Origin of the sequence: Flavobacterium saccharophilum, assembly GCF_900142735.1 — a bacterium.
Lineage (GTDB): Bacteria > Bacteroidota > Bacteroidia > Flavobacteriales > Flavobacteriaceae > Flavobacterium > Flavobacterium saccharophilum.
Map to the genome: position 1 here is coordinate 692,857 of NZ_FRBY01000001.1, position 24,213 is coordinate 717,069.

Below are 24,213 nucleotides of genomic sequence, written 5' to 3' on the forward strand. Positions count from 1 at the left end.
AAAAGAGACAAGAGACAAGAGGAAAGAGAAAGATTCCTGATGGAGTTGATGTAATCTAAGGACCGGAACAATGGGCTTATTATATTGTTTTGGAATCAATTGGATGTGATAAATCTTTAGTATAAATACAAACAAAAACCCCGATGAAATAATTAGCATCGGGGTTTTTGTTTTGAAGTTGATTTACTTGTATGATTATAAGTACAACAAGAAGTGTGAGTGTTTAATGCTACTCAAACAAAAATTATCTAATTATCTAATTGACAAATTATCTAATTAACATATTACACATTTTGTAAGGTTTTATAGATTAATAAAAATATTGTGTAAAAATTAACGGCAAAGGGATAGTTTTATTAGTTAATATTTAATTGATTTGTAACAAAAATTAATTAAAGGTTACTAATAAGTTAACTATTTAAATCATTGATTATGTATAAAATTACGATGAAATCAGTTTTCGTAGCATCAGCATTTTTGGTTGGTGTGAGCAGCTGTTTTGCACAAGACGTTTTAGTGAATTCACTAAAAATGAATGCGAGTGATAAAAGTAAAGAGAACTTTAAATTCACAGAGCAAATTAACCTGGGAACAACTTCTGTAAAAACACAAGGTTCTTCAGGAACGTGCTGGAGTTATGCTACAAACTCCTTTTTAGAATCAGAAATGATTCGTTTAGGAAAACAACCTGTAGAATTATCTCAGATTTATTCAGCGAGAAATGTATATGTTGAAAAAGGAATTAATTACGTTCGTATGCATGGTGCCGTAACTTTAGGTGACGGAGGTGCATTGCACGATGTAACGAACATGTATAAAAAATACGGAGCCGTTCCAAGAGAAGTGTACACAGGATTAAACTACGGAACGGATAAAAATAAATTTGGAGAAATGGCAGCACTTATCGAAGGCGTTTTGGCTGCTGTAGTTAAAAATCCAAATGGAGAATTAACTCCAAACTGGCAAAAAGCATATGCTGCAGTAATCGATTCTTATTTAGGAAAAGTGCCGGAAAACTTTACATACAAAGGAAAAAATTATACACCACAATCTTTTGCTAAAGAAGTTGTTGGAATTAATCCTGATGAATATGTAGAAATGTCGTCTTTTACAACTGCTCCATATTACCAAAAAACAACCATGATGGTGCCGGACAACTGGTCATTTGATCAGGTTTACAACGTAAAGGTAAATGACATGACTGATGTTATTGACAATGCGCTGAAAAAAGGATACACAGTAGCATGGGCAACTGACGTAAGTGAGAAAAGCTTTAGCTGGAAAAATGGTGTAGCTTATGTTCCAACAAAGAAATTTGATGAGATGACTGCTGAGGAAAAAGCAGACATGTTCAACGGACCAAAACCAGAGCCGGAAATTACTCCGGAGATGCGTCAGGCTGCTTTTGATAATTACACAACAACAGACGACCACGGAATGCATATTATTGGTCTTGCAAAGGATCAAACCGGAAGAGAATATTATATCGTAAAAAATTCATGGGGAGAAACAAACGACTACAAAGGTTTCTTGTTTGTTACTAAAAACTTTGTGAAGTATAAAACAACTGCCTTAATGGTAAACAAAGGCGGAATTCCAACTGACCTTGCTAAGAAATTAGGGGTTTAGTTTTAAGACTTCTTTAAAATAGAAAAAGCGCTGCAAGTAAAATTGTCAGCGCTTTTTTTGTTTTAAGTTAAAGTCGCCAAAAGAATAGAAAGCGTAAGCTTTTCATATAATTTTAATTTGTTTACCGTTTGACGAGTTTTTTTATTGAAAAACAGCACTTTAACGGTTTTTAAGGTTGTTTATGGGTATAATAAAATAAAAAAAGGAACTATAAGTACCTTTACTATTATTTTAAGGTTCAGAATAAATTAATCTAATCATCATGAAAACTTATGCAGTTAGAATTACAACAATTGCATGTGTTTTTTCTTTGAGCTGTTTTGCACAGCGTGCTACTTCTAACGCTCCTGTCATTGCGCCAATAGCAAATGCACATTCACAAACTGACAACAAATCTGGTGATAATCTTGTATTGGATTACTATCATGTAGAAGAAACCATTAATATGTCTTTTGGAAGAAGAGTTACTAAATACGATGTTTCAAAACTAGATATGGTAAATACCTATGATCTTGGACCAAACAATACAAGAACCGTAACACCAGTCTATAGAAAGGCAAAAGTTAAACCAACGGAAATAGGAATGCTCTCCAAAAACATTAAGGACACAGTCATAACGATAAAACCCGTAAAAGTTGAGGTGATCCCACCAGCCCAAAAAGCAAAATACCTTACTGTAGACCTCACCAAAACGTATATGAAAGTGGTAGACAAAGGTTATGCTTCAGCAGACATGCTCAAAAAGGTAGGAGATAAACATTATTTTAATGGAGACATGACGGAGGCTGCCAAGTTTTATGCACAGTTACTGGAGTTGGCACCAAGTTCAGAAGCGTCTTATTATTATAGATATGCACAGTCATTGAAAGAGACAGGCCAAACAGAAAAAGCCAATGAGATGATGGTATTGTTTGAAAGTAAAAACCAAAATAATAGAATTGCGAAAGAATAGTTCCACGTATTCTCAGAGCAAGAAAAAGACTATCACTTCTATGATAGTCTTTTTTTTAATAATGAACTCTAATTTTCCCTTGTTAGAATATATAATATTGGAATAGCACAAAAAAAAAGACTATCATTTTTATGATAGTCTTTTAATAAGCTCCCCCTCTTGGGCTCGAACCAACCCCGATAGCTATCGGGGCTCTGATTAACAGTTTACTTATATCTTTCCTTGAGTTTGAGAATTATATCTGGATACTTAATAAGATTTTCAATATAAGTTTTGCTTCTCATTTTCTTAATGTGTTTTTCAATATTTAAGCTCTGGGTTTTGTTTTCGCACGGTATTTTTAAAAATAATACCCAATCATCAGCATTTGCTGTGAATTTGTGACATTCAGCATTTTTATGAAATTCAATTCGGGCATTGAAATCAGATGTAAATCCAATGTAAAATCGGTTCAATTTAATTGACTGTAGAATGTAAACGCAATTCATATTAATGGAGTAATAGCAAAAAAAAATACCACTTATATTTGTAAGTGGTATTTAATAAGCTCCCCCTCTTGGGCTCGAACCAACCCCGATAGCTATCGGGGCTCTGATTAACAAGATCCTTTTGAGTAAATATCAAAAAAAAATACCACTTACAAATTGTAAAGTGGTATTTAATAAGCTCCCCCTCTTGGGCTCGAACCAAGGACCCTCTGATTAACAGTCAGATGCTCTAACCAACTGAGCTAAGGAGGAATCACCTTAAAGGTAAATATGTTTGCTAAAAAAAGTTGCTCCCCCTCTTGGGCTCGAACCAAGGACCCTCTGATTAACAGTCAGATGCTCTAACCAACTGAGCTAAGGAGGAAGTTGTTGCTCTTTTTAGCGAGTGCAAATATAGTCGATTTTTTAATTTACCAAAAATATTTTAACTCTTTTTTTAATTATTTTTTCTACTTGACAATCGCCTTGTAAATATCGTTTCCGTTAGCAAATAAAAGTAGTGCTATAAGTAGAACGAAACCAACCATTTGGGCGTTTTCAAGGAATTTGTCACTTGGTTTTTTGCCACTAATTATTTCGTACAATAAAAACATCACATGACCACCATCAAGTGCTGGAATTGGCAATAAATTCATAACACCAAGCATAATTGACAATAAAGCGGTGATTGTCCAGAACGCTTCCCAACTCCAGGTATTTGGAAAAATGTTGAAAATAGCTGCAAAACCACCTACTTCTTTATAAGCTTCTGTTTTTGGATTGAAGATTGTTTTAAGCTGATTTCCGTACTCAACTAATCCGTTAGCACCAGTTTCAATTCCAATCGGAATTGACTCTGCAAAACTAAACTTTTGACGGTTGATCGTATAAAGATTTAATTTCTCCAGATTAGAATATGGTAATCTTGAAGCATAAGCTACTCCCGATTTAGATTCTTTGTTGAATTTTAAAGTACTCTGAACAACCTGATCTCCTCTTTTTATAGTTATTGGAATCGTTTTTCCACTAAAATTTTTAAATTGAGCGGCTACTTCATCAGCATATTTAACTGGAACTCCATTAATATGAGTTAATATATCGCCTGGCTTTACTGCTTTTTTATTTGGTGAAGTTTCTTCGAAGCCAGAAACCACAAAAGGAATTCTCATTTCTACCAAAGAACGCTTAACTCCGGAGTTGCTGATTTTATTAATAATGTTAATAGGAAACTTAATTGTTTTTATTTCATTGTTTCTTTCAACAGTGACATCTTTTGCCATGAACAGATTTTTAGCAATATCATCGTAACGATCTATTTTTTGACCGTTAACAGCAATGATTTTATCACCTGTTTGAATTCCCGCATTTTCAATTGCAGGATTGGTTACCCAAACACCATCTTTCAAATCAGCATTGGCTACATAAGTATCACCATAAACAAACGCCATTCCTATATATATAATAAAAGCAAGAATAAAGTTTACTGTAACACCACCTAACATAATGATCAAACGTTGCCATGCCGGTTTAGAACGGAATTCCCACGGTTGAGGTGGAAGCGCCATTTGTTCTTTGTCCATACTTTCGTCGATCATCCCGGAGATTTTTACATAACCTCCCAATGGTAACCAACCAATTCCGTATTCTGTTTCGCCAATTTTCTTTTTTAGAAGCGAATATTTAACATCAAAAAACAAGTAAAATTTTTCGACTCTGGTTTTAAATAATTTAGCAGGGATAAAATGCCCTAATTCGTGAAGAATAATAAGTAAAGATAAACTCAATAGAAATTGAGAGAGTTTGATAACTATATCCATTTTGTATTTTTAGTTCGTAATTTAACGCACAAAAGTAACGTTTCTATTTTAATTTGATAGCGCAATATAAGACATAAGGTTTTAAATGTTTGTTAATTAATAAACATTTAGATTTCTCCTTTTATTAAGATGCTGTAACTTTACTTTTTTATAGGCTATCGTACCTAATTGGTAGCCTAAAACCATTAAAAGTTACATTATATGGCTTCATTATTATTTTCTCCACTTACTATAAAAAAAATTACTTTAAAAAATAGAATTGTTATTTCGCCAATGTGTCAATATTCAGCAGTTGACGGATTTGCAAACGATTGGCATTTGGTTCATTTAGGAAGTCGTGCCAGCGGAGGCGTGGGCCTGATCATTCAGGAGGCTACAGCAGTTTCTCCTGAAGCCAGAATTTCGCCAGCCGATTTAGGAATCTGGAAAGACGAACACATTCAGAAATTAAAGACAATTAATCAATTTATCGTTTCTCAAAATGCAATTCCCGGAATTCAGTTGGCACATGCCGGTCGAAAAGCGAGTGTTACAGCTCCTTGGGAAGGCAATAAAAAGTTAGATTTCGCTCAGGGCGGATGGCAGACGGTTTCTTCAAGTGCGATTCCGTATCACGATGATGAACCGTTTCTTCCGGAAGCATTGGATCAAAACGGAATACAAAAAGTAATTTCTGATTTCAAATCGGCAACCAAAAGAGCGGTTGAAGCCGGTTATCAGGTTGTAGAAATTCATGGCGCACACGGTTATTTGTTGCACCAGTTTCTCTCTCCTTTAACAAATAACAGAACCGATGCCTACGGAGGAAGTTTTGAAAATAGAATCCGATTTACGTTAGAAATTGTAGAAGCAGTTCAGTCCGAATGGCCTTCGGATTTACCATTATTTGTTAGAATTTCAGCAACGGACTGGGCAGAAGGCGGATGGAGTCCGGAAGAATCAGTAAAACTTTCTGAAATCTTAAAAGAAAAAGGAGTAGATTTAATCGATGTTTCGTCTGGTGGATTGGTTTCATATCAGCAAATTCCGTTGCATCCCAATTATCAGGTTCCGTTTGCAGAAAAAATCAAAAAAGAAGCTAATATTTTAACCGGAGCAGTTGGTTTAATAACGCACGCCATACAAGCCGAAGAAATTTTAAAAAACAATCAAGCGGATTTAGTTTTATTCGCCAGAGAATCACTTAGAAATCCTAACTTGCCTTTAGATTTCGCCAGAGATTTAAATGACGATATTCAATGGCCAAAACAATACGAACGCGCTAAAATTAAATAAACCATAAGGTTTTAATTTGAACCATTAAGATCCATTAAGCTTTGAACTTAATTTTTCTTTAAGCAGCAAAACTTAATTTTCTTAATATCTTAATGGTAAAAAAAACATTAAAATTTATTTTAATAAAAATTACAAAATGCAAAAAATAAGAACAGCACTATTATCATACGGAATGTCGGGGAAAGTTTTTCATGCTCCATTTTTAGACATTCACCCCGGATTTGAATTATTAGGTTCCTGGGAACGAAGTAAAAACCTCATTCAGGAAGATTATCCTTATGTAAAAAGTTATCCAACCATCGACGATTTATTAGCAGACAATGTCGATTTGGTAATCGTAAACACACCGGTTGGAACCCATTATGAATATGCTAAAAAAGTGCTTTTGGCCGGAAAACATGCTGTGGTCGAAAAAGCGTTTACAACAACCGTGGCTGAAGCCGAAGAATTAGCTTCAATCGCAAAAGAAAAAGGATTAAAACTAGCCGTTTTTCAAAACAGAAGATGGGACAGTGATTTTAAAACCATCCAGAAAGTAATAAAAGATGGTGTCTTAGGAGATTTGGTTGAAGCTGAATTCCATTTTGACCGATATAATCCTTTATTAAGCCCAAAAGCGCATAAAGAAACAGCCAATGACGGAGCAGGAATCCTTAAAGATTTAGGTCCACATTTAATTGATCAGGCAGTTTGTTTATTTGGTTCTCCAAAATCGGTTTTCGGAGATATTCGTTATACCAGAGAAAATTCTTTAGTAGACGACTGGATTGATTTGTTATTGATTTATGACAATTTCAGAGTGAGGTTAAAAGCAGGCTTTTTTGTGAGAGAAGCCAATCCTGCCTATACGATTCACGGTAAAAAAGGTTCTTTCTTAAAACCTCGCGGCGATGTTCAGGAAGATGAATTGAAAATCGGTAAAAAACCAAATTTAGAATCTTGGGGAACTGAATCGGAAGCCTTACAAGGATTATTACATACAGAAATCAACAGAGAAGTTATCCGCGAAAAAATACCAACCCTTCAGGGAAATTACTTTTCCTTTTTTGATGGCGTTTATGATTCCATTGCAAACAATAAACCAGAACCCGTTACGGCACAAGATGGTGTAAAAGTGATGCAGATTATTGAAGCTGCTATTGCAAGTAGTGCCGAACAGAGGTTAATTAACTTATAAATTTAAACACATAGAGACATAGTTTTCTGTGTCTACAGAAGGCGTTTCACTTGCTTAAAAACACATAGCTATGTGTCTTTTTGACAAGTGAAACGCCTTTTTTATAGTTGGAGAATAAATCTATGTTTCTATGTGTTTAAAACTTTTGTAGCGTTGTAACTTATAAACATATAACGTTATAAATTCACGAACTTCTGTCTTCGTTAGTGGTTAAAGTACATTTTTTGTATTTTTATACTACCAATCCAAAAATCCATCATTTTGATCAACTTCAATCCGTTATCACTATTCCAAACCAAAGGGAAAATCAAGAAAGTCTATAGAGAAGCAAAAGCTTCTTATTTAAACCGTATTCGTTTTGCCGTGGGAATGTTTTATTTCGGAATGGGGTTAAGTTTTGCAACCTGGGCAAGCCGAATTCCGGATATAAAAACCGCTTTGCATCTAACCGAAGGTGATTTGGGTTCTATACTTTTTGCCCTGCCAATGGGACAATTGGTAATCATGCCGTTTTCAGGAAAAATGGTTACAAAATTCGGTAGTCATCGTATTTTAGTTTTCTCCTTAATAATGTATGTTTTGTGTCTGGCCAATTTAGGTTTGGCAACAACAGCCTTTCAATTGTCTGTAGGTTTGTTTTTATTTGGATTGTTTGGAAATTTAGCCAACATTGCCGTAAATACACAAGGCGTTTATACTGAAGTACTTTTCAAAAAAACAATTATGTCTTCGTTTCACGGCATGTGGAGTTTCGCCGGATTCACAGGCGCTTTGGTGGGCTTGGGAATGTTAGCTTTAAATCTATCGCCATTGCACCATTTTATGATTGTTGGAGCTATTGTAATCGTTATGGTTGCCTTTAATTTTAAATTTTTGGTTAGAGCCAAAGAAAAAATCAAACATAAAACCTCTGAAGGAAAAAAGTTATTTGTAAAACCGGACAGTACCTTAATCTGGCTGGGTGTAATTGGTTTTTGCAGTATGGCGAGTGAAGGTGTAATGTTTGACTGGAGCGGTGTTTATTTTAAAGATATTGTACAAGCACCCGGACCTTTAGTGATTTTAGGATATACTTCGTTTATGATCATGATGGCCAGCGGACGCTTTTTAGGCGATGGTTTAATCAACAAGTTTGGTCGTGAACGCGTAATGCAAATTAGTGGAGTTATGATTTCGGCTGGACTTTTTACAGCTGTTTTTCTTCCTTATATTATTCCGTGTACGATTGCTTTTATGGCTGTCGGATTAGGAGTAGCGACTATTGTTCCGACAGTTTACAGTATGGCCGGAAAAAATCCAACCGTTCCACCAGGTGAAGCTTTGACGATAGTTTCAAGTGTTAGTTTCCTCGGATTTTTAATGGGACCTCCTGTTATTGGGCATATTGCTCAAAATTTCGGACTTCAATTCTCCTTTGCTTTTATCGGAATCTTTGGTGTTCTGATCGCTTTTATGGTTTCTAAAATTAGAGTTCCCTAATAAAAATTCTTTCAACTTTTTTAAAAAACACATATTTATTTATAGGAAATAACTTATAAATATAATTTTTTGTTTATATTTGAATTTTAAAACTTTTGTCTCACGGAGTTTTATTTAGACCAAAAACCAGTTTGTCCTTTGAATCAGAATTGAAATGTTTAACCATTTTAGTTTAAATCATTATTCAAAGTAAATTGTGTTTTTATGATAAAAAAGTACTTACTCTTTTTTGTTTTTCTGCCTTTTATTCAACTCTTTGCGCAAGAAGAAACGACCTTTTTTGGGTTTGTGATTGATGCCAAAACACAAGCTCCAATAGAGAATGTGGTGGTTTCTATTCAAAATTCTTCTCTAACGCAACTTACATCAGCCAACGGAAGATTTGAACTGCATTCTCCAATAAAGGGAGAACAGTTGCTATTAATTCACAGTCAGGGTTACAAAGATTTGCTTTTAAAACTGGAATCCAATTTTGGATTTAAAGTGAACCTCGGCATATTACAGCTGGAAGATAATTTTTCAGATGAAACGCCAGCTGCTTTAATTACTTTATTGGATAGTGATTTAACGGATGATAATAGTTCATCTGAAATGACTTCAGGGCTTTTGCAATCTTCAAAAGATGCTTTTATGCAAGCTTCAGCTTTCAATTGGGGTCAGGCCCGATTTAGAGTTAGAGGACTTGATAGTGAAAACGGAACCATGATGCTCAACGGCATGGTCATGAATAAACTTTATGATGGCAGACCACAATGGAACAATTGGGGAGGCTTAAATAATGTTCTTCGCAATCAGGAATTCTCTGTCGGAACTGCCCCTTCTACTTACACTTTCGGAGGGATTTTAGGGGCACAGCAAATTTTTACGAGAGCTTCAATGTATAGAAAAGGAGGACAGTTAACGTTTTCCGGAAGTAATACATCATACACTTGGCGCGCCATTGGAACGTATGCTTCGGGGATGAACGCTTCCGGCTGGGCATATGCAGTTTCAGCAGGAAAACGTTGGTCGGATGAAGGTTTTTTTGAGGGAACAAACTTCAAGGCAGAGTCTTTATTTATAAGTGTTGAGAAAAAATTAAATGCAAAACAAGCTTTAAATTTTACAGGTTTTTATACCCCAAATTCCCGAGGAAAAAATTCGGCAAACACAGATGAAGTTACCCAATTAACAAACGAAAAATACAATTCGTATTGGGGTTTTCAGAATGGAGAAAAGCGAAATGCAAGAATTAAAAAAGTGGAAGAACCACTTTTAATGCTGAATCATTATTTTAAAATTGATGAAAAAACAAATCTCAATTCAAGCGTAATCTATCAGTTTGGGAAAGTCGGAAATAGTAATATAGACTATCAAAAAACAGACAGCCCAGATCCAACTTACTACCGAAAATTGACAAGTTATTTCACTTCGCTTTACACAAAAGATCAGGGAGAATTTTCAGGTGCTTTTACTCCTGACTATGAAAATGCAGAAAAAAGTAAAATCTCATTTTTAGAAAATTATCAAATAGACTGGAGTGCAATGTATCGCGCCAATCAAAAACAAATTCCAAATTCAGAGCAAAATAGTTTTGATTTTGAACCCACACAAAGTCGTTATGTTTTATATGAAGATCGAACGGATGATAAAACTTTTGCAGTAAGTTCTAATTTGAATTCACAGTTAACGCAGAATATTTTTTTTGATGGAGGAGCTACTTTTCGAAACCTGAAATCGCATAATTTTCAATATCTTTTAGATTTACTCGGAGGTGAATCTTTCGAAGATATTGATCCATTTTATAAAGGGAATCAATCACAATCGGATTTACAGCATCCAAATCGGAAAGTAAAAGACGGCGATATTTACGGTTACAATTATAATTTTTTGGGCAATACAATTGATGCTTTTACTCAGTTTCGATTTGCTTATAAAAAAACGGATTTTTATTTGGCACAATCGTATTCTGTATCCAATTATCAACGGGAAGGTTTGTATCAAAACGGAATTTATTCAACAACGTCTCTTGGCAAAAGCCAAAAAGTAAATTTTGAAAATTTTGGCTTTAAAGGTGGATTTACCTATAAAATTTCGGGAAGACAATCCTTGTTTTTTAATGGAGAACATTTAACACGGGCACCATCCATCCGAAATACATTCTCCAATTCACGCTTAAATAATTCAATTGTTGACGGAATCGAAAGCGAGAATATTTCAAGTGCCGAAGGTAATTACGTTTATCATTCGCCCAAACTAAAAATGCGTTTCACCACTTATTACACTTTGATTAAAAATAGTACAAAAACTTCCTTTTTTTATGCCGAAGGTATTTTTGATAACGGCGCCGGTTATGATGCGACTGACGCTTTTGTAAGTCAGACACTAACGCATTTGGACAAGAAAAATGTTGGAGCCGAATTAAGCTTTGAATATCAGATTTCATCTACTTTAAAATCAACCTTAGCTGCTGCTTATGGAAATTATACATTTAACAGTAATCCTAATGTTTTGATTACGAATGACGCAAATGCTGTAAAAGTGGACAAACAAACCACTTTTGATTTTGGGAAGGCTTACATTAAAAATTACAAACAGGCCGGAATGCCACAGCAAGCCTATTCATTTGGATTGGAATACAGAGATCCAAAATTTTGGTGGATTGGTGCGAACATAAATTATCTCTCAGAAAGTTATATTGATATTTCTCCGATTGCGAGAACGGCGCAATTTTATATCAATCCGGCGAATGGTTTTCCTTTTCCGGAAGCCACAAAAGAACGTGGAGATGCATTATTAAAACAAGAAAAATTTAACCCGATTACATTATTGAATTTCTCAGGAGGAAAATCCTGGCGCGTTCATGGAAAATATATAGGACTCTTTTCAAGTGTAAATAATGCCTTGAACTCCATATATAAAACTGGCGGTTTTGAGCAGGCAAGAAATGCCAATTTTAGGGCTCTAAATCAAGATGTTTCTAGCGGTACACCATCATTTGGACCAAAATATTATTATGGATACGGTCGAACTTATTTTGTAAATCTTACGATCGGTTTATAAACCTGAAAAATAGAATTGTTATGAAAAAGATATTTTTAAAGTCAAATTTTGCACTTTCATTATTACTTATTTGTGGATGTAATAACGATGTTGAAACGCCAAAATTAGAATGTACCCAACCCGATTTGACTGTGAATAAAACAGTCGAAAAAGTGCATGAACTTGCAGGCCCTGTTGCGAAACAATACGTTTATGATGATATTATAGAGGCTTACGTAGTGTCGAGTGATGAAGACGGGAACTTTTTTAAGACCATTTCGTTTCAGACTTTACCAAAGGAAGGAATTTCGGCAACAGGTTTTAGTGTGCCTTTGGATGCTTCAAATACCTATATCGATTATCGTGTTGGAAACAAAGTGTACGTGAAATTAAAAAACCAATTTACAGATTTATTTTACGGCGGATTACGAATAGGAAGTTTGAATGTGAGCAATGCAGGAGATCCAACTATTGGCCGGATTTCGCAGAATGATTATAAAAATATTTTGACTGCTTCATGCACTATGATTGATGAAAATCTATTGGTAAAGAAAATTTCTATTGAAGAAGCAATAGACGATACTAAATTAAATACTTTGGTAGAACTTAGTGATGTAGAGTTCACTGAAGGAGCGTTGGGGCGTCATTATTTTGAAGAAACTAATAATGTAGGAGGCTCGACAAACTGGAATTTGCGTGATAAGACAGGAAATCAGATTATTTTTAGAACAAGCAGTTATGCCAGTTTTTCAGATCATTTAGTACCTGAAGGAAGCGGAAAGGTTCGTGGTATTCTGACCAAATTTGGTTCAGATTATCAAATGATGATTCGATCAGAAAAAGATGTCGTGATGAATGGAAAAAGAAATATTCCTTTTTTTTCGGAAGATTTTCAAACCGTAAAAAATAATGTAAATTTTGCACTGCCCGGATGGAGTAATATTGTTGAAAAAGCTACAAAATTATGGAAAAGCATGGTGTATGGAGGGAACGGCTACGCCGAGTTTAATACGACAAGTACAACAGCTGCAGAAAACATTGCCTGGCTTGTTTCTCCTAAAATTAATATGACAGGTTATAAAAATACAATATTATCTTTTAGAAGTGCACAGCATGATTTGAAGATGGATTCAGCATTAAATTCTTTAGAAGTTTATGTTTCAGAAAATTTTGACGGCTCAAGTATTACCAAAGCTAAATGGACAAAACTGGCAGCAAAATTTCCTTCTTTGTCCACACCGGCACGCACATTTATAAGCTCTGGTGCAGTAGATTTATCAGCTTATTCAGGAAACATTCATATTGCATTTAAATATATTGGTTCAGGAAAAGATAAAACTTTAAACGGTGCTTTTATGGTTGATGACATTAAAGTTTTCGGTGAAAAGTAGGTTTTGTTTTTTTTGATTATAGTTTAAAGTATTGGTTTTTTGGAGAATAATTTGATAGCGTATTTTTTTTGAGATTTAAACTGTTAAAATTTGATGGAATTTTGTATTTTGGTCATCCCAAATACAAACTTTAAATTATGAAAACCTACTTTATCGCCATCCTGATGATGGTACTTCCATGCTTAGTGCATAGCCAGGACAATACTGCACCTGTCCGTTTAAAGCAAATCAATATTATAAAAACAAACTATCAAAACTCTACAGATGGTGAAATTATAAACAAAACTGTCGTGTTTAAAGATGGTAAAATACAAACGATTACCACTTCAGATGTTGTACAGCATTTCTTCTACAACAAAGCAGGATTGCTGGACATGACGGTAAAAGACAAGGTGGGAAGTGACTGGAAAGAAGTTGTAAACTACACTTATGATGCAGATAATAATATCACAAAATTTGTAAAAAAATATCAGGAAGGCCCAGATTATATTACAAAAGTGGTGACCTTTTTTTATGAAGGAGCAAGAATAAAAGTAACTACTAAAAAAAGTACCAACCATCAAAACTTAGTTGACGATATTGAGTATATTGTTGAAAATGGTATTATTGTAAGACGTACTTCACGCGACAGAAACAAAGCTATTATTGGTAAAATTGAATATGCTTATACTAATGATAATGTGGTAAGACACAGAGGATTGGTGGGAGATAAAATCTCTAAAACCTATACTTTTGATGATAAAAAATCAGTAGATCAACTTATTGTTCAGAGTTTGTTTGGTGATAATTATAAAGTAATTGTACCAATGATTTCTTACCACGAAGATGAGTTTAGCTTTGAAGCAATATCTTATAATAATGAAGTGAATTTTAGTCCTTCCTCTACAGCTTTGGTTGCTGTAAGCAGAAAGTATAAATATAACAAATTGAATTTTCCAATTTTCTGTACTCAGATCGAAGAGAACGGAATCGTAAAAACGGAGAAAACATTTATCTACGAATAAAAACACTATCTTTAGTTAGATTAAACCATTTAGAGTAATTTCTAAATGGTTTTGTTTTTTTAAAGCGACAAATTCTTAAATAGAACTTAAAAACAATATTCTATAAGGGTTAGTGTGCTACAAATCATTAAATTTGCACCTTATTCAAAGCTATGTTAGAAAAAGAAGTTATAAATTTTGAGAGAACAGCCATTGTTGGTATTGTAACTCAAAATCAAAGTGAGGAAAAACTTAACGAATATCTTGACGAATTAGAGTTTTTGACTTTTACCGCTGGTGGTGAAGTGATCAAACGTTTTTCGCAAAAAATGGAACGCCCGAATCCGAAGACTTTTATGGGAACGGGAAAAATTGAAGAAATCAATCTTTTTGTAAAAGAAAACGATATATCAACTTTAATTTTTGATGATGAATTGTCGCCTTCACAGCAAAAAAATATCTCTAAAATTATTGATTGTAAAATCTTAGACAGAACCAATTTAATTCTGGATATTTTTGCACAAAGAGCCGAAAGTTCTTATGCAAGAACACAGGTTGAATTAGCGCAATGTATCTATTTATTACCTCGACTTTCTGGTTTATGGACACACCTTGAGCGTCAAAAAGGAGGTATTGGTATGCGTGGACCTGGGGAAACGGAGATTGAAACGGATAGACGTATTGTTCGTGACCGAATTTCGTTATTGAAAGAGAAAATCAAAACGATTGATAAACAAATGGGTGTTCAGCGTAGTAATCGTGGTGCGATGGTACGTGTGGCGCTGGTAGGGTATACCAATGTTGGAAAATCGACTTTGATGAATGCGGTTGGTAAAAGTGATGTTTTTGTTGAGAATAAATTGTTTGCAACGCTGGATACAACAGTTAGAAAAGTGGTGATCAAAAACTTACCATTTTTGCTTTCTGACACCGTAGGTTTTATTAGAAAACTGCCAACGCAATTGGTAGATTCTTTTAAAAGTACATTGGATGAGGTTCGCGAAGCTGATTTGCTTTTGCATATTGTAGATATTTCACATCCTGATTTTGAAGATCATATTGCCTCTGTAAATCAGACTTTGCAGGATATTAAAGCACATGAAAAACCAGTAATTATGGTTTTCAATAAAATTGATGCCTACAAACACCTGACGATTGATGAAGATGATTTAATGACAGAGAAAACGCCAAGACATTATACGCTTGATGAATGGAAATCAACCTGGATGCATCGTTTGGGAGAAGAAAATGCATTGTTCATTTCGGCTACCAATAAACAAAACTTTGAAGAATTTAGAGAAAGAGTTTACGAGGCAGTTCGTCAGATTCATATCACCAGATTCCCTTATAATAAGTTTTTGTATCCGGATTATAAAGATGCAATAGAAAAAGAAGAAGAAGAAGAATAAAATTTTTACCGCGAAGAGCGCAAAGGTTTTTTACAAAGCTTATTTATAAATGTAAAGTTCGCAAAGCTGGATGTTGATCCAGCTTTGCGAACTTTGCAGTTTTATGATAATGTAATATAAAAATCTTTGCGCTCTTTGCGGTAAAATTTACAGATTAGAATCCGAAATTAAGTCCTAGACCAAATACTTCTCTGGTTTGAAGACCTTGATAGGCGTTGTCGTCATAAATTGCCTGGAATGATAAATTGGCCGACAAAAATTTGTTCACTTTCATGACGATATTTAGCGAGTAATCGATATCAACATTTTGAGGATCTTCTAAATAATTAGAATATAAGTTTAAAGTATTTTCGGCTGTTACGTTAGTCATAATGGCCAGTTTGTAATAAACTGAAGCATAAAAACCTAATTCGTAACGCATACTTTTGCCTTCATCAACACCAAAATAATCTCCATCTACATAAGGTAAGCCAGTTGCCTGATTGATTCCTGTGGTATAAGCATTGTCTACGAAAGTAAATTTTGAAGTTAACGGTGCAAAGTTGATTTTTAGGTTGGCATCTTTTGTCCAGTAGATACCAGGACCAGTTGTCAGATATCCAGGAGACATGAATTTGGTGTTTTCAGTTCTGATTTCTTTTCCATTAGCATCCTGACCGTAAATGTAGCCGATTGAAAACTGAGTTCTAAAATTAAGGAAGTATGAGTAATACCATTGTCCAAAAGCTTTTTTTCCAACAATTGAATTGAATTCTAAACGGTCATCGGTTTTTTTTGAGAAATCGGAATTCTTAGTTTGTAAAAGACCGTAATACGCTAAGATTTTATTATCCCAGGTTATATCGTCTTTTTTGTAGTTGAAATCGTAATTGATTCCTAAAGTTCCTGAGAAACTGTCTTCTCCTCCGGCAATCCAGTTATTAAAGCTCGATTGATTTAATAAAAGAGATACAGTTCCTTTCTTTTTCCAGCCTTCTCCTTCAATAGTGTCGTTAATTTTTTTTACTGCTTTTTCAGTGTTCTGAATTAACTCTTTTTCGGTATTTTGGGCTTGTACAAAAGTGAAATTTACTAAAACGAAAAGTAATAACGCTAGCTTTCTCATAGTTTTTAGTTTAGAAGTGTATTAACAAATATACTAAAAACCGTCAAAAGGTTCAGGGTTTATTGCCTGTAAAAGAAAGTTATTTCTTAGTTTCTTTATATAATGGAACCGCTGAACAGGCTTCTCCGTACATAATACTTCTGGCAAAAGGTTGCAGATAGGTAGTCGCTAAAATATACGCACGCATTGGTACCGGTTTTTTAGAACAGCCTTTTACAATAACGGGTTTGTTTTTATAAGACGAATAATCAATGTTTTTTAAGATTTCTTCGTACAAACTTGCATCTAAATCTTCGATAGTTCCGTTAACTACTTTTTTTGCGTAAGGCGCCAGGTGAACACTTACCAAAATTAATGCCCAAGCTGGAACAATTGCATCTGTACTGCAATTTACTGCCACATATTGATCTTGATATTGCGACCAATCGTGATTTTTTAAATGCTCTCTAAAGTCTTTTTCTTTCAATAAAAAGCCTTCTAAAAGCCATTGCGAGATGTCAATTTGCACACGCATTCCCTTTGGATAGTAATCTTCCAAATCAAATACTTCTAGTACGCTATTGGCAACTTTATTGATGATTTCTTCCATTCTTTAAGTCTTAAAGTCAAATGTCCAAAGTCATAAAGTCCCTAACTTTCGAACTTTATGACTTTAGACTTTATGACTAATTAAAGCATTCCTAATTCTAATTTTGCTTCTTCGCTCATTAAATCTTTACTCCAAGGCGGATCAAAAGTAATTTCAACATCAACATCTTTAATGTTTTCGATTGTTTTTACTTTCTCTTCAACTTCTCTTGGTAAACTTTCCGCAACCGGGCAGTTTGGAGATGTTAATGTCATTAAGATTTTTACTTCGTAATCGGTGTTAACCATTACGTCGTAAATTAATCCTAATTCGTAAATATCTACAGGAATCTCCGGATCGTAAATGCCTTTTAAAACTTTTACGATTGATTCTCCTAATTCGTTTGTGTCAATTTCTTGTTCCATTTTTTATTTGCTATGTGATTTTAAATCAATAGTATATTCTACATTGATTATTTTTTGAACTCCAAGGTCCGTATTAGAGAATAAAATGTAAGGTGTTATTTTACTATTATATTGGTCATTTAATTCTACGGAATCTGTGTAAATTCTATTGTTTGTTTTATAAATAAATTTCCCGTTTAAAGAATTGTTTGCCGTAAACTTGATTTCTTTCACGCTTTCATCAAATGTCTCTTCATATGCCGAAGAAGAAGATAGATATTTAATTTTCTTCTTGTTATAATCTATTTTTAAAGAGTAACTGTGTTTTCTAAATTTGGTATTTAAAATTTCTGCGAATGAGTTGTTTAAATAGTCTATATCTAATTTGATTACAAATTTTGTATAGTTTTTAACCGGATCGTATGATCCTTCAATACTACGTGATGTATGTGATAGTAAACTCGAAAGTTTCTTTAAATCATCTTTAGAGAACTCTTTTAAAGCAATAAATCCTGTTGATGTTTGATTATTTTCAACAAGTTCAAATTTTAAGTTAGGAAAATTTGCTTCCAGATATTGTTTGTTAGCATATAATCCCTTTTTTACCAGAACACAGTTTGGTCTTTGTTCGTATTTAAAATTAATTGTATGTGTTGCTTTCTCTTTATTTTGAGAAAAAACAAAGTTGACTACTATTAAAAATATTAAACAAAGATTAATTTTCATACTCAGTTATTATTTTTAGCATTAAAAGCCAAAGCGTACATTTTGATGTTTTTAATCATCGAAACTAATCCGTTTGCACGTGTTGCTGATAAATGCTCTTTTAAACCAATTTCATCAATAAATTCAGTGTCGGCATTTATGATATCTTCTGCGTTTTGGTTGGAGAACGCACGGATTAAAATCGCGATTATTCCCTTCGTTAAAATCGCATCACTATCTGCGGTAAAGACAATTTTATCATCTTTTTGTTCTCCGTGCAACCAAACTTTCGATTGGCATCCTTTGATTAAATTCTCGTCAGTTTTATACTCTTCATTAATTAACGGAAGACTTTTTCCTAATTCGATGATGTATTCATAACGTTGCATCCAATCATCGAACATTGAGAATTCGTCTATTATTTCGTTTTGTATCTCTTTTATTGTCATAATTATTCTTTAGCAAAATCAACTAGCAAATTTACCAATTTTTCTATTTCCTTTGGAGGAAAACCATTGTCGAAACCTGTGGTTTCGTACGTCTTTTGATTTTGAGTTATTTTTAAATTACCAATTGCCGCACCGTCATAAAATCGCTTTTCAGTTGGTGCTTTTAAGGTTGGAATATTTTCTAATTTTATTTTAGAAAACTCCGTTACAATCTGTTTCCATTTTGCATCGGTGATTTTCTTTTCTATCGGTTGTGTGTCTCTGCCATTGGTAACCGAAACTGTTTTATTCTGAACAACGATCTTTTTGTAGACTCCTCTCGAAACCGCAGAATATTCCATTTGTGTTGTTGTCATATCAGCAAGTTTTTGGCTTGAACAGCCTGTTCCGAAGAAAATTGTCAGGAGTAATAAAGATAGTATTCTCATAAAATGTGTTTTTTAGCTTAACATGGTTTTTGCTTTTTTTACCGCTTCAACCATCGTATCAATTTCTTCTTTGGTATTGTAAAAAGAGAAAGAAGCACGAATAGTTCCCGGAATACAAAAGAAGTTCATAATGGGTTGAGCACAATGGTGTCCGGTACGAACGGCGATTCCTAATTTATCGATAATTGAACCAATGTCGTAAGGATGAATTCCATCAATATTAAACGAAACCACAGAAGCTTTATTTTTTCCGGTTCCGTAAATTTTTAAACCTTCAATTTCTAATAAACGTTTTGTAGCGTATTCTAAAAGTTCGTTTTCGTATTGCTGAATGTTTTCGAAACCAACACTATTTAAATAATCAATAGCAGTTCCTAAAACAATTCCGCCAGCAATATTTGGCGTTCCGGCTTCGAATTTATGAGGAAGATCAGCATAAGTCGTTTTCTCGAAAGTAACCTCTTTGATCATCTCGCCACCACCCTGATATGGAGGAAGTTTGTTTAACCATGCTTCTTTTCCGTATAAAATTCCGGTTCCGGTTGGACCGCACATTTTATGTCCTGAAAAAGCATAAAAATCGCAATCTAATTCCTGGACATTTGGTTTTAAATGCGGAACCGCCTGTGCTCCATCAATTAAAACTGCAGCGCCAACAGCATGTGCTTTATCAATAATATATTTTATCGGATTGATGATTCCTAATGCATTCGAAATATGATTGACGGTAACGACTTTGGTTTTTTCTGATAACAAAGCATCAAAAGCTTCCATAATCAATTCACCATCCTCGTTCATCGGAATCACTTTTAAAGTTGCTCCCGTTTTTTCGCATAACATTTGCCACGGCACAATATTACTGTGGTGTTCTAAAGAGGAGACAATTACTTCATCGCCCGGTTTTAAAATAGAAGCAAAACCGTTAGTCACTAAGTTGATTCCGTGCGTTGTTCCTGAAGTAAAAAGTACTTCGTGAGCAAATTTTGCATTAATATGTTGTTGCACTTTACCACGAGAAATCTCGTAAGCATCGGTAGCTAATTGACTTAAAGTGTGAACACCTCTATGGATATTGGCGTTTATTTCCTGATAATATTTCACTTCAGCATCGATCACAATTTGTGGTTTTTGTGAAGTCGCTCCGTTGTCGAAATATACTAAAGGTTTTCCGTTTACTTTTTGTGAAAGTATCGGAAATTCAGCTCTTATTTTTTGGATATCTAGCATGTCTTATTTAGAAAAATTCTATCTACAAAAGTACTAAAACTAAATTGGTTTCTCCATGAAAACTATAATTTCCTTTTACAGCGCCATCAGCGAGAGGTTTAAATGTCGATTCCGTAAAATTAGATTTGATTTTATAAATTATATGAAATGGAAATCTAAATTCGATCATAATATCGTGATCATAAATTAATTATATTGCATTAAAAATAGCTGACATCATTATGAAAAAATTTCTCAAAGTACTTGTTCTTGTTTTGGTTCTTGCATTTTTGTATTTCGGATTTACTACGTACCCGAAGCTTGATCTGATTTCTGGTTTTTCAGCCAAAAGTGTCGCTTCTGGTCATTTTATGGATAATCGGCCTTTAGATCTGATTCAGAAAACGGACAATGATATTGATATGATTGATTTGGCTAAAAATTCTATAGATGAAACAGGTAAGTTTGCAACGGCTTCTGTTTATGGTTTAAAAGAAAGAAAAGCGATTTATCGAGAAGGTTTGGGGGCAACTTTAATCAATGAAGATTTTGATGTTTCGAAACCGTATTTGCTTCCAAAGAGAACAAAATTAGTTAATAATCTTCCTTTTCCTTATGGGAATAATGAACCAAAAGACACTACGTTTTCAAATGTTGATTATGCAAAATTGAAAAGTGCTGTCGATAATTCATTTGATAAAAACGGAGGAAAGAAAAAGAGAACGCGCGCCGTTGTGGTTCTGTATAAAGATAAATTGATAGCCGAAAAATACGATACCGGTTTTAATAAAGACAGTAAAATTTTAGGCTGGTCGATGACAAAAAGTATCACTAGTTCGGCTTTTGGCGTTTTAGCCAAACAAGGGAAAATTGATATTTATAAACCGGCTCCAATTGCAGAATGGCAAAAAGACGATCGTAAAATTATCACTATTAATGATTTACTTCATATGAATTCTGGTTTGGAATGGGAAGAGAATTACAGTACGATCTGTGATGCGACAAAAATGCTTTTTCAGGCCGAAGATATGGGAAAAGTGCAAATGGATAAACCAGCACAATTTAAACCCAACACACATTGGAATTACTCTTCAGGAACAACTAATTTATTATCCCGAATTTTGAGAAGTCGGTTTAAAACGCAACAAGAATATCTTGATTTTTGGTACAGCGCCGTAATCGATAAAATCGGAATGAATTCGATGATTGTAGAACAAGACATGTCAGGGACTTACGTTGGTTCCTCTTACGGATGGGCAACTCCAAGAGATTGGTCAAAATTTGGATTATTATATCTGAGAAAAGGGAATTGGAACGGAGAACAAATCCTTGATGAAAGCTGGGTAAAATATACGGCAACACCAACAAATACTTCTGAAGGAAAATATGGAGCACAGTTTTGGTTAAACGCCGAAGGAAAATTTCCTGATGTTCCTCGTGATATGTTTTATTGTAGCGGTTACCAAGGACAAATGGTGGCGATTATTCCGTCGTTAGATATGGTAATTGTGAGGATGGGAGTGAAGGAAGAAGAGCCAGGATTTGATTTTAATGGTTTTTTGAAGGGGATAATTTCTTCTATAAAAAAATAGTTTTAATTTTAAAAACATAGGAATTAGATTACTATTTTTGCCGAAATATTATTTTATGTCTGAATATAAAAGACCCCGAATTAAAAAAATTTTGGAAATTATAGTTGATGAGGATGCTTATATTGAAAACGCATGTTCAAAAAACGCAAAAAAGATTAATGATATATCTGAAAATATAATTACAGAATTTTGGATTGATAAACATTATTCTATTAGAGATCAACATGGAGATGATTTTGGAAAAAGAGAAGGTATTGATATAAAAACGGTAGAGGATGTTGTAAATAGATCTTTTAAAATATTGAAGTATTTTAATTTCAAGAATGGAAAGTTTCAGTTTGTAAATTTCCCACCTAAAAAAATTAGACCAATAAGGATAGTTTTAAAACAAATTTTTGAAGAGAATGAAACTTTAAATGTTATTGCTGAGTATAATTTTATTGAACTTAATTTATATGAAGTGACAGTTATTACAGCTTTAAGAAAAGAAAATTTTACTTTATCAGATGGTCAATATGGAATTATTTTTGATTTTGACACAATCAAATTAATGTTTAAAGTTAGAGGAAATGAAATTTTGGTTGATGAATATATTTATTAAATGAATAAAAATATTACCTTTGTATAAAGAGCAGGATAATACTCTGGGAAGTCTTTTAGACAGGACAAAAATCTGGGAAGCTCTTTTTACAAAATAAAAAAACCACTCTTTTGAGTGGTTTTTTTGTATTTATCAATTTCTACAAATCAAATCCTAAATTCACCCCCAATTTCATGGCAATGATTTTAGTAATTCTTTGTTTTAATTCCGGTATTTTGATGCTTTCGATAACGGCATTTGAGAATGCGTACATTAATAAAGCTTTAGCTTCTTTTTTAGGAATTCCACGTGATTGCATATAGAACATTGCTGTTTCGTCTAATTGTCCAACAGTACAACCGTGAGAACATTTTACGTCGTCAGCAAAAATTTCTAATTGTGGTTTTGCGTTGATAGTGGCTTTGTCACTCAATAAAATATTGTTGCTTTTTTGGAAAGCATTTGTTTTTTGAGCTTCTTTTTCTACCAAAACTTTTCCGTTGAAAACTCCAGTCGAACGATCAGAGAAAATCCCTTTATAATCCTGGAAACTTTCGCAATTTGGCGTTGCGTGGTTTACCAAAGTATAATGATCAACGTGTTGTTTTTCGCCAATGATCGTGATTCCGTTTAGCGTACTTGTCAATCTTTCTCCAAAATGATAAAAGTTCAAATTGTTACGAGTAAGATTTCCTCCAAACGAGAAGGTATGTACATAAACGTGACTTTCTTGTTGTTGCGAAACATAAGTGTTGTCAATTAAATTCGCTTCAAGATTGTCATTTTGAATTTTGTAGTGGTCTACAATCGCACGTTTTTGAGCAAAAATCTCTGTAACCGAATTGGTTAAAACCGGATTTTCATTCAAACTTTGGTGGCGTTCGATAATTTGAACATGTGAATTCTCACCCACAATAATCAAATTTCTTGGCTGAACCAACAAAGCAGATTCGTTTGCTGTAGAGAAATACATGATCTCAATAGGTTTGTCAGCCACTTTCTTTTGCGGAATATTGATAAAAGCCCCTTCGCTTGCAAAAGCAGTATTCAACGAAGTCAAGCTTTCGTCTTTACTTGCAATTTGGTTGAAGTATTTATCGATAACCATTTTATATTTTGGTTTAGTCAATGCTGAAGACATCAAACAAACATCGATTCCGTCATGCGTAGTAGAAGACAAATGCGAACTGAAAACACCATCTATAAATACTAATTTATAAGTGTCGATTTCGTGTAAAAAGTATTTTTTTACCTGATTAAATTCAATTGCATTTTCTTGCTTAGGAAAAACCGTAAAGTCATTTTTTAAGATGGCATTTAGGGATGTATATTTCCAAGCTTCTTCTTTTTTGGTTGGGAAACCTTTATTTTCGAAGTTTTTTAAGGCATTTGTGCGAATGTCATGCAAATCTGAATGTACATCGACACGCTCTTCAAAAGCCATAAAAGACGATACTAATTTTTCTTTTAAATCCATTTTGTTTATTAGTCTTAAAGTCGAAAGTCGAAAGTCAAAAGACTCGCGATTGTCGACTGTTTGCCAAAAGGTTAAAATTTTAAAACATAAAGTTTTGGA

The 24,213-nt window shown here is 33.9% G+C and carries 21 protein-coding genes and 2 tRNA genes; 11 read left to right on the forward strand and 12 right to left on the reverse strand.

Translation table 11 applies throughout. The features are described from left to right. Nucleotides 1–432 precede the first annotated feature (432 nt). Nucleotides 433–1,629, forward strand: a complete 1,197-nt coding sequence (locus tag BUA98_RS02945; RefSeq protein WP_072970147.1) for a C1 family peptidase — start codon at nucleotides 433–435, stop codon at nucleotides 1,627–1,629. 262 nt (nucleotides 1,630–1,891) lie between these two features. Next, a complete protein-coding gene (locus tag BUA98_RS02950) occupies nucleotides 1,892–2,581 on the forward strand; it encodes a tetratricopeptide repeat protein (RefSeq protein WP_072970148.1) in 690 nt (229 codons plus the stop codon). A 206-nt stretch (nucleotides 2,582–2,787) separates the two neighbouring features. Here the strand turns inward: BUA98_RS02950 and BUA98_RS02955 are convergent, their stop codons facing one another. The 4 genes from BUA98_RS02955 to rseP all read right to left on the reverse strand — a co-directional run bounded on the left by BUA98_RS02955 (nucleotide 2,788) and on the right by rseP (nucleotide 4,865). After that, nucleotides 2,788–3,069: a GIY-YIG nuclease family protein gene (locus BUA98_RS02955; RefSeq protein WP_072970149.1), complete on the reverse strand. Its 282-nt coding sequence runs from the start codon at nucleotides 3,067–3,069 to the stop codon at nucleotides 2,788–2,790. Between the two features lie 178 nt (nucleotides 3,070–3,247). Beyond that, nucleotides 3,248–3,321, reverse strand: a tRNA-Asn gene (locus BUA98_RS02960). A gap of 38 nt (nucleotides 3,322–3,359) precedes the next feature. Further along, nucleotides 3,360–3,433: transfer RNA gene (locus BUA98_RS02965), tRNA-Asn, on the reverse strand. A gap of 85 nt (nucleotides 3,434–3,518) precedes the next feature. Then, on the reverse strand, nucleotides 3,519–4,865 hold the full coding sequence (rseP, locus tag BUA98_RS02970; RefSeq protein ID WP_072970150.1) for an RIP metalloprotease RseP: 1,347 nt from the start codon (nucleotides 4,863–4,865) through the stop codon (nucleotides 3,519–3,521). Nucleotides 4,866–5,066: 201 nt separating this feature from the next. On the opposite strand from rseP, the gene BUA98_RS02975 reads away from it, so the two are divergent. From BUA98_RS02975 to hflX, 7 genes are all read left to right on the forward strand, one after another. After that, entirely contained in the window at nucleotides 5,067–6,140 is a 1,074-nt protein-coding gene (locus tag BUA98_RS02975) for an NADH:flavin oxidoreductase/NADH oxidase (protein WP_072970151.1), read from the forward strand. 136 nt (nucleotides 6,141–6,276) lie between these two features. Continuing rightward, nucleotides 6,277–7,317: a Gfo/Idh/MocA family oxidoreductase gene (locus BUA98_RS02980; RefSeq protein WP_072970152.1), complete on the forward strand. Its 1,041-nt coding sequence runs from the start codon at nucleotides 6,277–6,279 to the stop codon at nucleotides 7,315–7,317. Between the two features lie 261 nt (nucleotides 7,318–7,578). Continuing rightward, nucleotides 7,579–8,796, forward strand: coding sequence for an MFS transporter (locus tag BUA98_RS02985; RefSeq protein ID WP_086065130.1), 1,218 nt, complete (start codon nucleotides 7,579–7,581; stop codon nucleotides 8,794–8,796). Nucleotides 8,797–9,000: 204 nt separating this feature from the next. Then, a complete protein-coding gene (locus BUA98_RS02990) occupies nucleotides 9,001–11,838 on the forward strand; it encodes a carboxypeptidase-like regulatory domain-containing protein (protein ID WP_086065132.1) in 2,838 nt (945 codons plus the stop codon). Nucleotides 11,839–11,858: 20 nt separating this feature from the next. Next, the gene (locus BUA98_RS02995) at nucleotides 11,859–13,208 is read left to right on the forward strand and encodes a DUF5689 domain-containing protein (protein WP_072970153.1); all 1,350 of its coding nucleotides are present in this window, start codon (nucleotides 11,859–11,861) and stop codon (nucleotides 13,206–13,208) included. 137 nt (nucleotides 13,209–13,345) lie between these two features. Then, the gene (locus BUA98_RS03000; RefSeq protein ID WP_072970154.1) at nucleotides 13,346–14,212 is read left to right on the forward strand and encodes a hypothetical protein; all 867 of its coding nucleotides are present in this window, start codon (nucleotides 13,346–13,348) and stop codon (nucleotides 14,210–14,212) included. Nucleotides 14,213–14,364: 152 nt separating this feature from the next. Next, the gene (hflX, locus tag BUA98_RS03005; protein ID WP_072970155.1) at nucleotides 14,365–15,600 is read left to right on the forward strand and encodes a GTPase HflX; all 1,236 of its coding nucleotides are present in this window, start codon (nucleotides 14,365–14,367) and stop codon (nucleotides 15,598–15,600) included. 154 nt (nucleotides 15,601–15,754) lie between these two features. Here hflX and BUA98_RS03010 read toward each other — a convergent pair whose 3' ends face one another. The 7 genes from BUA98_RS03010 to BUA98_RS03040 all read right to left on the reverse strand — a co-directional run bounded on the left by BUA98_RS03010 (nucleotide 15,755) and on the right by BUA98_RS03040 (nucleotide 20,486). Continuing rightward, nucleotides 15,755–16,705, reverse strand: coding sequence for a DUF3078 domain-containing protein (locus tag BUA98_RS03010; protein WP_072970156.1), 951 nt, complete (start codon nucleotides 16,703–16,705; stop codon nucleotides 15,755–15,757). A gap of 79 nt (nucleotides 16,706–16,784) precedes the next feature. Then, on the reverse strand, nucleotides 16,785–17,294 hold the full coding sequence (locus BUA98_RS03015; protein ID WP_072970157.1) for a DUF2480 family protein: 510 nt from the start codon (nucleotides 17,292–17,294) through the stop codon (nucleotides 16,785–16,787). Nucleotides 17,295–17,374: 80 nt separating this feature from the next. Further along, on the reverse strand, nucleotides 17,375–17,698 hold the full coding sequence (locus BUA98_RS03020; protein ID WP_017494560.1) for an SUF system Fe-S cluster assembly protein: 324 nt from the start codon (nucleotides 17,696–17,698) through the stop codon (nucleotides 17,375–17,377). Between the two features lie 3 nt (nucleotides 17,699–17,701). Further along, nucleotides 17,702–18,403: a hypothetical protein gene (locus BUA98_RS03025; RefSeq protein ID WP_072970158.1), complete on the reverse strand. Its 702-nt coding sequence runs from the start codon at nucleotides 18,401–18,403 to the stop codon at nucleotides 17,702–17,704. A 2-nt stretch (nucleotides 18,404–18,405) separates the two neighbouring features. Continuing rightward, complete coding sequence (locus BUA98_RS03030; protein ID WP_072970159.1) at nucleotides 18,406–18,831, reverse strand: SufE family protein; 426 nt, start codon at nucleotides 18,829–18,831, stop codon at nucleotides 18,406–18,408. A gap of 2 nt (nucleotides 18,832–18,833) precedes the next feature. Beyond that, a complete protein-coding gene (locus tag BUA98_RS03035; RefSeq protein WP_072970160.1) occupies nucleotides 18,834–19,259 on the reverse strand; it encodes a hypothetical protein in 426 nt (141 codons plus the stop codon). Between the two features lie 12 nt (nucleotides 19,260–19,271). Further along, nucleotides 19,272–20,486 carry an aminotransferase class V-fold PLP-dependent enzyme gene (locus BUA98_RS03040; RefSeq protein WP_072970161.1) on the reverse strand — a complete coding sequence of 405 codons (1,215 nt, stop codon included), beginning with the start codon at nucleotides 20,484–20,486 and terminating at the stop codon, nucleotides 19,272–19,274. A 221-nt stretch (nucleotides 20,487–20,707) separates the two neighbouring features. Here BUA98_RS03040 and BUA98_RS03045 point away from each other — a divergent pair, with 221 nt between their 5' ends. Together BUA98_RS03045 and BUA98_RS03050 are read left to right on the forward strand one after the other, a co-directional pair. Continuing rightward, a complete protein-coding gene (locus BUA98_RS03045) occupies nucleotides 20,708–22,057 on the forward strand; it encodes a serine hydrolase domain-containing protein (RefSeq protein WP_072970162.1) in 1,350 nt (449 codons plus the stop codon). 55 nt (nucleotides 22,058–22,112) lie between these two features. Then, entirely contained in the window at nucleotides 22,113–22,658 is a 546-nt protein-coding gene (locus BUA98_RS03050; RefSeq protein WP_072970163.1) for a hypothetical protein, read from the forward strand. A 139-nt stretch (nucleotides 22,659–22,797) separates the two neighbouring features. Here the strand turns inward: BUA98_RS03050 and sufD are convergent, their stop codons facing one another. Beyond that, a complete protein-coding gene (gene sufD / locus BUA98_RS03055) occupies nucleotides 22,798–24,114 on the reverse strand; it encodes a Fe-S cluster assembly protein SufD (protein ID WP_072970164.1) in 1,317 nt (438 codons plus the stop codon). Nucleotides 24,115–24,213 lie beyond the last annotated feature (99 nt).